Origin of the sequence: Roseburia sp. 831b (assembly GCF_001940165.2) — a bacterium.
Lineage (GTDB): Bacteria > Bacillota > Clostridia > Lachnospirales > Lachnospiraceae > Roseburia.
Genome location: NZ_CP135162.1, coordinates 82,653 through 95,665 on the forward strand (window position 1 = coordinate 82,653; position 13,013 = coordinate 95,665).

A 13,013-nucleotide genomic window follows, 5' to 3' on the forward strand; every position below is an offset into this window, starting at 1 on the left:
AATTTTACAATAAAGAAGGAGATAAGAAAACCCCTACCCCTCATGAATGAGGGGCTAGGGGAGTTGAGAGTGTCGAAGACACTTTTTTATAAGTGTATCGTGCAAAGCCTGAGAAAAATAGTTGTCATTTTTGACGTCAACGTATAGTATAAAGGTGTACGTTACGTACAAGTCAAGAAAAAGAGGAACGAAGATGAAAAAAAAGAATTTTTTGACCGCAAGGGAGTTCGCACAGTTCGCGGAGACAACCGTGCGGACGGTGAAATACTACGGGGAGGTCGGTATTTTTTTCCCGGCAAAAACAGAAAAGAATGGGTACCGGTACTACACAAAGTACCAGTTAGATGAGTTTCGGACGATTCAGATTTTGCAGGAATGTGGAATGAAGCTAGAGGAAATCCGAACCTATTTAAAGAATCCGTCCTTTGAGCGAAAACAGGAAATCATAAACCTTCAGCATCAAAAGCTTATGCAGCGCATCCAAAAAGACAAAAAAGTGTGTGATTTGCTTTGGGTGGAGCAGGCGATGATGAACCTTGCAAAAGAGCACGCATATAGTGGAACCTGGGAAATCGAGCTGCCGCTCTACGGTTACGAATTAGAGGATATGGAGCAAAAAGACGTGGTGATGATTCAGACATTTCAGAATGAGTCCATGCATGGCGTGTATACAAGGGCAGACCAGTCGAGAGGAAAGTTTCAGATCTGGACGTCAAAACGGACGGGAACCCATCACTTTACGGGAAAAAAATTTTTGATTTCTTTTTACAAAGAACATCCATCGAAGCTCCAAAATCATATCAAAGAGATGGAAAAAGAGGTCACAATGCGGAAGCAAAAAGCATGCTCACCTTATTTTTACTCTGCATTATTTGAAGGAAAAAGTGACAATAATATTTCCTTCCTTTTGGTAAATATTGTCGATACAAAATAGTGCAAAAGTACCGATAAACAAAAAAAGGGAAAAAGATGTATTCGAAATCACAACAAAACAGAATTTTGCCCCCTGTAAACTGTTAAAATAGCCGATTGACAAGTGAAGATTTCTAACATAAGATAAAGGCAAGCAGGTCGCTCCCCGCATCTAATGAATTAGGTGTTATATGGGGAGACCTTTTTTGCTTTATTATAGCATGTATATATGAAATGTTTTTCCGGTGGAGGATGAGATGAGAATAATTATTGTTGGCTGTGGAAAAGTGGGAAGAACGATCACAGAGCAGCTGAGTTTAGAAGGCAATGATATCACGGTAATCGATAGAAAAAGCACTGTTGTGCATGACGTCACCAATAACTATGACGTTATGGGTGTTGTTGGAAATGGTGCAAGTCATTTGGTACAAAAAGAGGCTGGAATCGAAGAGGCAGATTTGTTGATTGCGGTGACGGAATCCGACGAATTGAATCTTCTTTGTTGTCTGATTGCAAAAAAGGCAGGTAACTGCAGTACGATTGCGCGTGTCAGAAACCCAATGTATAGCAACGAAGTGAACTTCATTAAGGAAGAGCTTGGTCTTTCCATGACAATCAATCCAGAGTGTGCAGCTGCGACAGAAATCGCAAGAATTTTGCGTTTCCCATCTGCAATTAAGATTGATACTTTTGCAAAGGGCAGGGTCGAACTTTTAAAATTCAAAATAGAGGAAGGCTCCATGCTTCACGGATGCAGCCTGATTGAAGTTTCCAAAACACTGAAAACGGATGTTTTGGTGTGCGCGGTAGAGCGTGAAGATGATGTTATGATTCCAAACGGAAGTTTTGTTTTGCAGGCAAATGATGTAATCAGTATTGTGGCATCTCCAAAGAACGCCAGAGACTTTTTCAAAAAGATTGGTGTCGAGACACATCAGGTGAAAAATGTCATGATTGTCGGCGGTGGCACGATGGCATATTATCTGTCCAAACAGCTTCTGTCCATGGGAATTGATGTCAAAATTGTGGAAAAAGATAAGGATCGCTGCGAAGTTTTAAGCGAGTTATTGCCGAAAGCGGTTATCATCAATGGTGATGCAACCAACCAGGATGTGCTGTTAGAGGAAGGAATCCAGCACTGTGAATCCTTTGTTTCTTTGACGGGAATTGACGAAGGAAATATTTTCCTTTCCTTATTTGCAAAGAACTGTTCCAAGGCAAAAGTTGTAACAAAAATCAATCGAATTTCATTTGACGATATCATCAACAAATTTAACCTTGGAAGCTTAATCTACCCGAAAAATATTACGGCAGAATATATTGTGCGTTATGTGCGTGCATTAAAAAATTCCATTGGAAGCAATGTTGAGACCTTATACCGAATCATTGAGAATAAGGCAGAGGCACTAGAGATTGTCATTCATGAGGGCGCTTCGGTTGTCGGTGTTCCGCTGCAGGAGCTTCCATTGAAAGATAACATTCTGATTGCATGTATCAACCGTGATGGAAAAATTATCACGCCAAACGGACAGAGTGAGATTGAAGTGGGCGATACGGTGATTATCGTGACAACGGAGCCTGGAATCCAGGATATTTCAGATATTTTGAAGCACTAGTGGAGGAAGACAGATGAATCATTCAATTATTTGTTATATTTTAGGACTGGTGCTTCGGTTTGAGGCGGTATTTTTACTGGTGCCATGTATCGTAGCAATTGTGTATCAGGAAAGAGCAGGCTGGGCGTATGCGCTGGTGGGACTCGTCTGCTTTGTCCTTGGAACACTCGTGACCAGAAAGAGACCGGAAAATCTGCTTTATTTTGCGAGAGAAGGATTTGTAACGGTTTCTTTAAGCTGGATTGTGATGAGTATTTTTGGCGCAATTCCGTTTGTACTTTGTGGAGATATTCCAAGCTTTACAGATGCACTGTTTGAAACGATTTCCGGATTTACCACAACTGGTGCGAGTATTTTGCCGGAGGTGGAATCCTTAAATCACTGCAGTCTGATGTGGAGAAGCTTTACACATTGGGTCGGTGGAATGGGCGTTTTCGTCTTTTTGCTTGCGGTAATGCCGATGGCAGGTGGCTACAACATGCATTTGATGCGTGCGGAAAGCCCGGGACCGTCTGTCAGCAAATTAGTACCGAAGGTCCGGGATACGGCAAAGATTCTTTACGGCATTTATTTTGCAATGACGTTGGTTGAATTTATATTGCTTCTTATGGCAAAAATGCCACTTTTTGATGCAGTTGCAACCGCAGTAGGAACGGCAGGAACCGGTGGTTTCGGTATTAAAAATGACAGTATGGCAGGATATTCCATGACCATCCAGGGAATTGTAACCGTATTTATGATTCTCTTTGGTGTGAACTTCAATGCTTACTTCATTATCCTTCTTGCAAAAAATAAAAAGGATGTCTTTAAGATAGAAGAAGTAAAATGGTATTTTGGTATCATTATAACTACAATTGTAATTATTACTTATAACATTCGTCACATGTTTGGCAGTCTTTTTGAGGCATTCCATCATGCGGCATTCCAGGTTGGTTCCATCATTACGACAACCGGTTTTGCAACGACGGACTTTGATTTATGGCCGCAGCTATCGAAGAGCCTTCTTGTGATGATTATGTTTGTCGGAGCCTGCGCCGGAAGTACCGGTGGCGGTATCAAGGTATCGCGAATCATTATTTTGCTTAAGACCGTCAAACAGGAAATGATTTATTTTGTTCATCCAAGAAGTGTTAAGACGATTAAGTTAGATGGAAAAGCACTTGACCACGAGACCGTACGTGATGTCAGCGCATTCATGGTAACGTATGTCATTATTTTTGCAATCTCATTTCTGATTCTTGCATTTGATAATTTAGACATGGTAACAAACTTTACGGCTGTTACGGCTACCATCAACAACATCGGACCGGGACTTGAGTTAGTTGGTCCTACTCGAAATTTTGGACTGTTTTCTCCGGTTGCAAAATATGTTTTGATGTTTGATATGTTAGCAGGCCGGTTAGAATTGTTCCCATTGCTGCTTTTGTTCACACCTTCCGTGTGGAAGAAGAGCTAAGGGTAATTGCGCAAAGAAAAAGTTGTTTTGGAGTAATCTCTAAAACAACTTTTTTGTGTATTCATTTTTGCAGGATGATGTGTTAAAATGAAACAAGAAATGTTTGAGAGGGGAATTTACCGACTATGGAAGAAAAAACAACAATGGAAATCACAAACGACGCATTAGAGGAAGCGATTAAAGAATACGCACAGACCAAGGACAAGGATGGTTTGACCAAGGTGCTGAATTTACTTGGACCGACAAGACTTTTTGTACCGGCAATGCTCACAGCAGAGACAACACCGGCTCCATGTTTTTTAAAGACAAGCACCGGCGAACAGTTTTTGGCAGTCTATACCTCCAAGGAGCAGATTCCAGAGAATCCAAAGAGTCAGGCACTTCTTACCATGCCATTTCCAACCTGCAACAATATTGTAGTGAAGGAAGAGCTGAATCTGACAGGAATGGTTGTGAATCCATTTACCGATAATCTGATTTTAAAGAAGGAATTAGTCCAGAAACTTCATGAGATGGATGTAGAGCGTGCCCAGATGAAACAGGTGAAGATGACACCACAGCAGTTTCAGGCATTCGTGCGCAAACAGGTAGAGTTTGGAATTTTTCCAAAACGTCTTTACGAGGAGAAAGAAACATTCGTAAACCAGTTATGTGACGAGAAAGAGGCATTTGTAAACGAGCTTTATAAGGCTGCATTTAAAGAGGAAAAGCTGTATCCGTTTTCAGAGCAGGATTTCTCTGTCATGGCGTTAAATATCAGCGAGGATTTATTACTTGCGCGTGTTGATTTGCCAGAAAAAGCGCTGGTACCACCACTTTGTTACCGCGTTTATGTAACACTCAATCCAACTACAAATGAAGTTAACTATTTCACCATCGAAAAAACACCGGAGAAGGATATCCGTAAATTAGGCCGTATGACTGCCGATGGAAAACATGTTGACTGTGGCGTGGCTCCGGTAGAAGGTGCAGAGTTACAGTGCATCATGGATCTTGCGAAAGACAAAGGTGATTTGACCTGCTAAGACAGGAGAACAAAGTGAATACTAGAAAAAGTAAGCCTGGCAGAACGAATGTCTGTCAGGCTTGTTTTTTACAAAAAAATCACAGTCAAGCTATTCATGCACGATTACATCCGCATATTCTGCCCGGACAACTTTCATTAAATCGTCCGGTGCAAGGCAGATGGTTGTGCCGACCCGGCCACCGCTGATATAGATTTTGTCATAGTGGGCAGCATTTTCCTGCACGACGGTCGGGTACTGTTTTTTCATGCCAAGCGGGGAGCAGCCGCCGCGGACATAGCCGCTGATGGCAGTTAAGTCCTTAACATGTGTCATTTCGACGGATTTTTCACCGACAGCTCTTGCGGCAGCTTTTAAATCAACTTCATCGGCAATCGGAACGACAAAGACATAATACTGTTTGCTTTTTCCCTGCATAATCAAGGTTTTAAAAGATTGTTCAACAGGAGCACCGGTTGCTGCAGCCGTGTGAAGCCCGTCGATAAAGTCATCACATTCGTAGGTTAATACCTCGTATGAAATCTTATTTTTATCTAAAATACGCATTGCATTTGTTTTTGCTTCTTTTCCCATGATAAACTCCGTTCCTGTGTAAAAAATGATGTTACACATATTTTCGTTCTATGCGCTTAGTCTAGAAAAAGTTTGCATGAATGTCAAGGAGACAATCCTAAAATAAATCTAAAGAATCCGAAAATTACATGACAAAAAAGAAGAAAATGAGTTAATATGTATTTAGAATCAATATTCATAAGGAAAAGGGAGAGATAAGGATGAAAGAATTTTTGAAAAGGGTAAAAGCAGATATGATTGTATCTGCAATACTTTGTATGGCACTTGGCGTTGTCCTTTTTGTCTGGTCCGAACAGACAATTGACATTATTTGCAAAGCGCTGGCAATTATTTTGGTTGTGATGGGAGTTGTGCGTGCGATTACCTTTTTGCGTGACCGTGAGAAGAATGTAATTACAGGTGCAGTTGGATTGATTGAGCTTTTGATTGGTATCTGGATTTTTTTAAGACCGGAGAGTATCGTAAGCCTGATTCCAATAGTGATTGGTGTTATCCTGCTGGTGCATGGATTAGCAGATTTCCGCCTGGCATTTGAGACAAAAGGAAATGGCTATGAGACCTGGTGGTCGATTTTAATTATGGCATTTATCAGCGTGATTTTTGGTGTGATTTGTATTGTGGATTCCTTCGGCGTTGTTTCACTTGCAATGAAATTCATCGGTGTGGCACTGGTTTACGATGGAATTTCAGACTTGTGGATTGTGACAAGAGCGACAAAGGCTGCAAAAGAATTTAAGCAGGCAAATGAGACGGTGGATGTCGATTACAAAGAAATTGACGAATAAGAAGATGCACACAGAAAGTGACGGCATCCAAAGGGATAGAAGTATACTGTATACAGAAAAGAGATGTTTTCAATGAGACAGATGGAATTTAAGATGGAGCGGACAGGATTGCTTGAGGTCGGAGATGTCTTGCCGGTCACAGAGAGCAAGCTGCCAACCTCTTATTATTACACATTGGGAAAAGCGTACGCGATGTCTGCGAATTATGCCGTAAGCGAACGATTAAAGTCACGTGAAGGAAAAGTTGTGGATGTCAAAGAGACAGAAAAAGGATACTTTGTCACCGTGGAATTCGACGAGTAGTGAGGGAATACAACGTAAAATGTAGTTAGAAACCTTCTTGTATTATTCCCCAAATTAGTATAAAATAAATAGTATTACAGAGGGATTTAGAAGGAAGAAAGAAATGAGATACTTGCCGATAAGCAAATTGACATCAGGAATGGCATTAGGTCAGGATATCTATGACGGTTCAGGCAGATTATTGCTTGCAAAGCACCTTATTTTAAGCAGAGAGTATATTGCAAACCTGGAATTGTTAGGGTTTCCGGGAATCTATATCGATGATGCTTTTACACAGGGGATTGAGATTCAACAGGTGTTGAGTCCGCAGGTCAGAAGCCAGGCATTGCATGTGATTCATGAGATTTACATGGCGGATGAGACCTTGTTACAGCCAATTGTCAGCAGAGCTGAGATTATGGCGATTGTAGAGCGCGTTGTGGAGAATATTTTAAGCAATGGCGACGTAATGTGTAACATGATGGACATTAAGAATTATGATGATTATGTATTTTATCATTCCATCAATGTGATGATGTTATCGGTCATGATTGGAATTCATGACGGGATGTCAGAAGACGAGTTAAACCTGCTTGCAACAGCGGCAATGTTGCATGATATAGGACAGAAATTTATTGATGCCGATATTTTAAAGGCAGACCGGCCACTTACGGAAGAGGAACGTGAGACGGTGGCACAGCATCCAAAGTTAGGGTATGAGTATTTGCATGATAATTACGATCTTTCTTCTTTGGTCTATACAAGTGTGCTGCAACATCACGAATGGTACAACGGTGAAGGCTACCCGCTCCGCAAATCAGGAGAAGAGATACCGCTTTTTGCCAGAATTATCAGAGTGGCGGACAGCTACGATGCGATGGTTTCCAAGCGTCCATCCAGAGAACCCATGTTGCCGGGAGACGCGGTGGAATATATGATGGCGAGATGTGGCATGGAATTTGATCCGTATCTTCTGAATCTGTTTTTACAGCAGATTGCGGTATATCCGGTGGGATGTGAAGTGGAATTGTCCAACGGCGAGAGAGCCGTGGTAATGGAGAATTTCAAATGTTTCACGTTGCGTCCGTTAGTCAAATTAGAAGAGACAGGGGAGCTGCTTCACTTGCGGGATGACCCGATGGCACGTAGCATAACAATTACCAAATTAATTGTGGATTAGTCGTAGAAAAGGTCTGAAATGAAGAGGTAATGATGACGGGACAGGGAAAGAGTGCAATTGATACTTTATTAGCAGAAAGTTTTAAGGAACTGACATTAAAACAGCCAATCGAGAAGATTACAATCAAAGAGATAACAGACAAGGCTGGCGTGATTCGACCGACTTTTTACAACCATTTTCAGGATAAATATGAGTTGTTAGAGTGGATTATCACCAAAGAGCTGTTAGAGCCGATAGAGCCATTGGTTCAAAATGGTATGGTTTCGGAGGCACTGGTTGTTTTGTTTTCAAACATAGAGAAGGAAAAAGAATTTTATTCGAAGGCAGTAAAGCTGGAGGGACAGAATTCTTTTGGAAGTATTGCACAGCAGAGCGTAGAGCGGATTTTGCGAAAAGTATTTGAAGAGGGCGCAGCAGGAAAGAAGCAGAAGTATATCTGGCTGACACCTGAGCGTATTGCAGAATATTATGCGCAGTCCATGTGCTATGTGGTGATTAGCTGGATTAAGACAGGCATGACAATTTCTGCCAAAGAATTAGCGGAAGTATACAACTACATAATTAAACGTTCCATGGACGATATTTTAGAAGAAATGAAGAAAAGTTAAGTCATTATTTATACAAAAAAGGGCTTTTGTATATTGGAATGATACAGAAAGAAAAGATTGAATATTCAAATATTCAGTCTTTTTTTTTATTCTATAGTTAGAAACCTAAATTGAAAACGGGGGAGTCTACCTTTTCAAGGTTAAGGAAAAAACAGAAAGAGATGGTGAGAAAATGATCAAATTTGGAAAAGGAGTTGTAAAGTTCCGTGTGCCAATTTTAATTATTAGCTTCCTGCTATTAATTCCGGCAGCGCTCGGCTACTTTAAAACGAGAGTAAACTATGATATCTTGACGTACTTACCAAAAGATATCGAGACGATGAAGGGTCAGGATATCTTGCTTGACCAGTTTGGAAGCGGTTCTTTTTCATTTCTGGTAGTAGAAGGAATGCAGGAAAAGGATATTTCGGCAATGCGGGAGGATATTGCCGATGTTGATCATGTGAAGGATTGTATCTGGTATGATTCCCTGTCAGATATCAGCATCCCGATGGATATGCTTCCGGATGAAGTTTATGATTTCTTCAACAATGATGAGGCAGACAGTACGTTGATGGTTGTGTTGTATGATTCTTCGATGTCATCCGATGAGACCATGAACGCAGTTCAGGAGATTCGAAAAGTGGTAGACGGAAAAGCATTTGTCAGCGGTATGTCAGCAGTTGTTACCGATACAAAGCTTTTGTCCGATAAAGAGGTTCCAATCTATGTATTGATTGCGGTTGTTTTGGCAGTGATTGTGTTGTCACTGACGATGGATTCCGCAGTAATTCCGGTATTTTTCCTATTAAGTATTGGAATGGCAATTGTATACAACCTTGGTTCTAATGTGTTCAAAGGAGAGATTTCCTATGTTACCCAGGCACTTGCAGCGGTATTACAGCTTGGTGTTACGATGGACTACTCCATTTTCCTGTGGCACAGCTATGAGGAGCAGCAGGAACGTTTTCCAGGGGATAAGGAGCGTGCGATGGCACATGCAATTTCCGGTACAATCACATCTGTTGTAGGTAGTTCAATTACAACCGTAGCTGGATTCGTTGCACTTTGCTTCATGAGTTTTACGTTAGGTCTTGACCTTGGTATCGTTATGGCAAAAGGTGTTGTACTTGGCGTTATATGTTGTGTAACAGTACTTCCATCCATGATTCTTATTTTTGATAAGGCAATTGAAAAAACAAGACATAAAGCAATCATGCCAGACCTTGGAAAAATTGCCGGATGGATTACCAATCATTATGTTGTATTTATTGCACTGTTCCTGTTGATTTTAGGACCTGCCATTTACGGTTATACACACACAGATGTCTATTATGACCTTGCAGGAACCTTGCCTAAGACGCTGGATAGCCAGATGGCAAATGAGAAACTGGATGAGCAGTATGACATGGGTGCAACACATATGATTCTTGCGAACAGCAGCCTTTCTGCAAAGGATGCGAAAGCAATGTTAGACGAGATAAATGATGTGGATGGTGTCAAAATGGCACTTGGTTTTGACTCACTGGTAGGCCCGGCAATTCCAAAAGAATTCATCCCGGACAATATCAAAGAGATTATGATTAGCGGTGACTACCAGCTTATGATTGTCGGAAGCGAATATGCAGTTGCTTCGGACGAAGTCAACAACCAGTGTGATGAGATTAAGTCCATTATCAAAAAATATGATCCGACAGCAATGCTGATTGGGGAAGCACCTTGTACAAAAGATTTGATTGAGATTACAGACGAAGACTTTGCAAGAGTCAGTGTCGTATCCATCGGTGCAATTTTCATTATCATTGCATTTGTATTTAAATCGATTTCTCTGCCGATTATTTTGGTATCCGTTATTGAGTTTGCAATTTTTATCAACATGGGTATCCCGTGTTACACAAAGACGACGCTTCCGTTTATCGCATCCATCGTAATTGGAACGATTCAGTTAGGCGCAACCGTCGATTATGCAATTCTTATGACGAACCGTTATAAGAGAGCAAGAAGCAGAGGCGCAGAGAAAAAAGAGGCTATTACAGCGGCACTGGAAGGATCGATTCAGTCCATTATTGTCAGTGCATTAAGTTTCTTTGCCGCAACATTTGGAGTAGGTATGTATTCCAATATTGATATGATTAGTTCCCTTTGCTCTTTGATGGCACGAGGCGCAATCATAAGTATGTTTGTTGTAATCTTCATTTTGCCTTCTATGTTCATGGTATTTGATCGTGTTATCAGGGCAACAAGTGTTGGTTTTAAATATAAAGAGGGAACGGCAACAATTCCTGATGCAAAGAGTAATAAATAAGAAGGAGGAATCGAATATGAAATTACCAGAATTAAAGAACAGATTTCAAAATAAATATGTGATTCGAATTATTGCAGGTGTTTTGATGGTGGGTATGCTCGGAACATCCTTCCAGGCATATACCGTATACGCCGAAAAAAATGATACAGAAGAATCTACGGAAGCAGCATCTGAGACTGAGGCAGACGAAGATACAACAGAAAATGAAGATACCTTGTCAAGCCTTATGGGAGATGGCATTTCTGTCAAACAAAAGACCATCGGAAAAGATGAAACCGTCTATGTGATTTCGGATAACACCGGAAAAGCAACCGAGACCATCGTTTCGGATCACTTGATTAATACAGATAATGCATCAACCTTAAAAGATGCATCTACATTGAAGGATATCGAGAATATAAAAGGTGATGAAACATTTACCCAGTCCGGCAATGAACTTACCTGGCAGGCGGAGGGCAATGATATCTACTATCAGGGAACATCCACAGAGGAGACACCAATCACACAGCACATTACCTATTATCTGGATGGAAAAGAGATTGCACCAGATGATCTTGCAGGAAAATCCGGTAAAGTGACCATCCGTTTTGACTATACCAACAATGCAAAAGTAGGCGATGTCTATGTTCCATTTGCAGCAATCAGCGGCATGATTTTGGACGACAGCTTCTCCGATATTGAGGTTACAAACGGAAAAGTGATTTCCGATGGCAATAACAATGTGGTTTTGGGTTATGCACTTCCTGGATTAAAGGAAAGCTTACAGCTTGACGACGAAGATTTGGATGAGGATGTCAATATCCCGGATTATTTTGAAGTAACTGCAAATGTAGAGAATTTTAAGCTTGATATGACGATGACAATGGCAGTCAACGCAGCAAACTATGTCAGCACAGACGGTGGATTAGACCTTTCTACATTAGATGACTTGTTAGATACCTTAACAGATGCAACATCCCAGTTAGAGGATGGTTCTGCACAGCTTGCAGACGGTCTGGATACGTTACAGTCTAAGATGGGCGAATTTGAATCCGGCGTTTCAAAATTGCAGAGTGGAATCAAGAGCTATACCGATGGTGCTAACACCCTAGCGGGCGGTATTGGAACCTTAAAGGATAAGAGTGGTGCACTTGCAGATGGCGTTAACACCTTAAACTCCAGTGCACAGGCTTTGAATTCTGGAATCTCTCTGCTCAATAACACGGTAGGAAAAGAGTTTACAGACGAAGAAAAGAGTGCCATTGCATCACAGGCAAGCGCAACGGTCGCAGCACAGGAACAGACGATTAAGGATACGGTGGATGCAGGTGTCGATGCCCAGGCATCCACGATTCAGAGTACAGTTGCGGCAGGCGTAGGACAGACCTTTGATGCCGGACTCTATGCACAGGTTAAGAGTGGTGCAACAAGTGCTTTAAACAGTAAGACAGATTTGATCAATGTCCTGAAAGCAGGTATTACGCCACAGGTACAGGCAGGATTTGTTTCCCAGGTAAATGCAGCGATGGGTACCAGCTTCCAGACTTATGCTGAGACACAGGCAGCATATGATGGCGTCTATGGTGCCGGTGCAGCAGATGCAAAAGTTGCGGAAAGTGTCAATGCCCAGGTTGCAGCAGTCGTAGACCAGCTCGCAGCAAGCGTGGCAGACACGACAAAGGATGTATCGTCCAAGGTTGCAGCAAGCGCAGCAGTAAGCGCATCTAAGACAGTAGCTGAGAATGCAGCCTTATCAGCAGCACAGCAAGTAGCGGGTCAGGCAGCTGTATCAGCAGCAGAATCTACGAAGAAGACAGTTGCATCTTCCATTACAGCAACACAGGCCAACGGTTACAGCCTTGTAAGTGGAATGAACGCACTTGCAGCAGGAACACAGACTTTGGCAGATCAGGTACCGGCACTGACAAGTGGTATCAATCAGTTAAACGATGGAGCATCCCAGTTGACCGCCAACAATGACACACTTGTAAGTGGAATGAATACATTAGCAGCCGGCACAACAGCACTCGGTGATGGTGTTGACCAGCTGACGGAAGGTTCCCACACACTTGCAGATGGAATCGTTCAGTTCAACGAGGAAGGAATCCAGAAGATTGTCAATGCATACAACGGTGATATCAAAGATTTGGTTGACCGTATCCAGAGTGTAATTGATGCTGGTGAGGATTACCAGAGTTACACAGACATTGCAGATGGCGTAAACGGAAGCGTGAAGTTCATCTACAAGACAGCAGCAATCAAGACTGCAGAGGAAAAGTAAAGACTACACACAACTAAAAATGTAGTTTAATA

Annotated in this window: 11 protein-coding genes; 10 read left to right on the forward strand and 1 reads right to left on the reverse strand. The window is 41.7% G+C overall.

Going from position 1 to position 13,013, the window contains the following annotated elements:
- Positions 1 to 193: 193 nt before the first annotated feature.
- From BIV16_RS00370 to BIV16_RS00385, 4 genes are all read left to right on the forward strand, one after another.
- Positions 194 to 934 carry a MerR family transcriptional regulator gene (locus BIV16_RS00370; RefSeq protein WP_075679923.1) on the forward strand — a complete coding sequence of 247 codons (741 nt, stop codon included), beginning with the start codon at positions 194 to 196 and terminating at the stop codon, positions 932 to 934.
- Between the two features lie 235 nt (positions 935 to 1,169).
- Positions 1,170 to 2,528: a Trk system potassium transporter TrkA gene (gene trkA, locus BIV16_RS00375; protein WP_075679922.1), complete on the forward strand. Its 1,359-nt coding sequence runs from the start codon at positions 1,170 to 1,172 to the stop codon at positions 2,526 to 2,528.
- Positions 2,529 to 2,541: 13 nt separating this feature from the next.
- Positions 2,542 to 3,984 carry a TrkH family potassium uptake protein gene (locus tag BIV16_RS00380; protein WP_075679921.1) on the forward strand — a complete coding sequence of 481 codons (1,443 nt, stop codon included), beginning with the start codon at positions 2,542 to 2,544 and terminating at the stop codon, positions 3,982 to 3,984.
- Between the two features lie 125 nt (positions 3,985 to 4,109).
- Positions 4,110 to 5,009 (forward strand): SseB family protein, encoded by a 900-nt coding sequence (locus BIV16_RS00385; protein ID WP_075679920.1) that lies wholly within the window; start codon positions 4,110 to 4,112, stop codon positions 5,007 to 5,009.
- A gap of 90 nt (positions 5,010 to 5,099) precedes the next feature.
- Here the strand turns inward: BIV16_RS00385 and ybaK are convergent, their stop codons facing one another.
- Entirely contained in the window at positions 5,100 to 5,582 is a 483-nt protein-coding gene (gene ybaK, locus BIV16_RS00390) for a Cys-tRNA(Pro) deacylase (protein WP_075679919.1), read from the reverse strand.
- A 200-nt stretch (positions 5,583 to 5,782) separates the two neighbouring features.
- Here ybaK and BIV16_RS00395 point away from each other — a divergent pair, with 200 nt between their 5' ends.
- From BIV16_RS00395 to BIV16_RS00420, 6 genes are all read left to right on the forward strand, one after another.
- On the forward strand, positions 5,783 to 6,367 hold the full coding sequence (locus tag BIV16_RS00395; protein ID WP_075679918.1) for an HdeD family acid-resistance protein: 585 nt from the start codon (positions 5,783 to 5,785) through the stop codon (positions 6,365 to 6,367).
- A 72-nt stretch (positions 6,368 to 6,439) separates the two neighbouring features.
- Positions 6,440 to 6,670 carry a hypothetical protein gene (locus tag BIV16_RS00400; protein ID WP_075679917.1) on the forward strand — a complete coding sequence of 77 codons (231 nt, stop codon included), beginning with the start codon at positions 6,440 to 6,442 and terminating at the stop codon, positions 6,668 to 6,670.
- Between the two features lie 103 nt (positions 6,671 to 6,773).
- Positions 6,774 to 7,829: an HD-GYP domain-containing protein gene (locus BIV16_RS00405; protein ID WP_075679916.1), complete on the forward strand. Its 1,056-nt coding sequence runs from the start codon at positions 6,774 to 6,776 to the stop codon at positions 7,827 to 7,829.
- Positions 7,830 to 7,861: 32 nt separating this feature from the next.
- The gene (locus tag BIV16_RS00410; protein ID WP_075679915.1) at positions 7,862 to 8,437 is read left to right on the forward strand and encodes a TetR/AcrR family transcriptional regulator C-terminal domain-containing protein; all 576 of its coding nucleotides are present in this window, start codon (positions 7,862 to 7,864) and stop codon (positions 8,435 to 8,437) included.
- A 172-nt stretch (positions 8,438 to 8,609) separates the two neighbouring features.
- Complete coding sequence (locus BIV16_RS00415; RefSeq protein WP_075679914.1) at positions 8,610 to 10,721, forward strand: efflux RND transporter permease subunit; 2,112 nt, start codon at positions 8,610 to 8,612, stop codon at positions 10,719 to 10,721.
- 16 nt (positions 10,722 to 10,737) lie between these two features.
- A complete protein-coding gene (locus BIV16_RS00420; RefSeq protein ID WP_075679913.1) occupies positions 10,738 to 12,981 on the forward strand; it encodes a hypothetical protein in 2,244 nt (747 codons plus the stop codon).
- Positions 12,982 to 13,013: the final 32 nt, after the last annotated feature.

Excerpts from the sequence above, each read along its gene's own strand:
- BIV16_RS00370 (WP_075679923.1), top strand. The coding sequence starts at position 194 with ATGAAAAAAAAGAATTTTTTGACCGCAAGGGAGTTCGCACAGTTCGCG.
- BIV16_RS00415 (WP_075679914.1), top strand. The coding sequence starts at position 8,610 with ATGATCAAATTTGGAAAAGGAGTTGTAAAGTTCCGTGTGCCAATTTTA.
- BIV16_RS00405 (WP_075679916.1), top strand. The coding sequence starts at position 6,774 with ATGAGATACTTGCCGATAAGCAAATTGACATCAGGAATGGCATTAGGT.
- BIV16_RS00420 (WP_075679913.1), top strand. The coding sequence starts at position 10,738 with ATGAAATTACCAGAATTAAAGAACAGATTTCAAAATAAATATGTGATT.
- BIV16_RS00410 (WP_075679915.1), top strand. The coding sequence starts at position 7,862 with ATGACGGGACAGGGAAAGAGTGCAATTGATACTTTATTAGCAGAAAGT.
- BIV16_RS00395 (WP_075679918.1), top strand. The coding sequence starts at position 5,783 with ATGAAAGAATTTTTGAAAAGGGTAAAAGCAGATATGATTGTATCTGCA.
- BIV16_RS00385 (WP_075679920.1), top strand. The coding sequence starts at position 4,110 with ATGGAAGAAAAAACAACAATGGAAATCACAAACGACGCATTAGAGGAA.
- ybaK (WP_075679919.1), bottom strand. The coding sequence starts at position 5,582 with ATGGGAAAAGAAGCAAAAACAAATGCAATGCGTATTTTAGATAAAAAT.
- BIV16_RS00380 (WP_075679921.1), top strand. The coding sequence starts at position 2,542 with ATGAATCATTCAATTATTTGTTATATTTTAGGACTGGTGCTTCGGTTT.
- BIV16_RS00400 (WP_075679917.1), top strand. The coding sequence starts at position 6,440 with ATGAGACAGATGGAATTTAAGATGGAGCGGACAGGATTGCTTGAGGTC.
- trkA (WP_075679922.1), top strand. The coding sequence starts at position 1,170 with ATGAGAATAATTATTGTTGGCTGTGGAAAAGTGGGAAGAACGATCACA.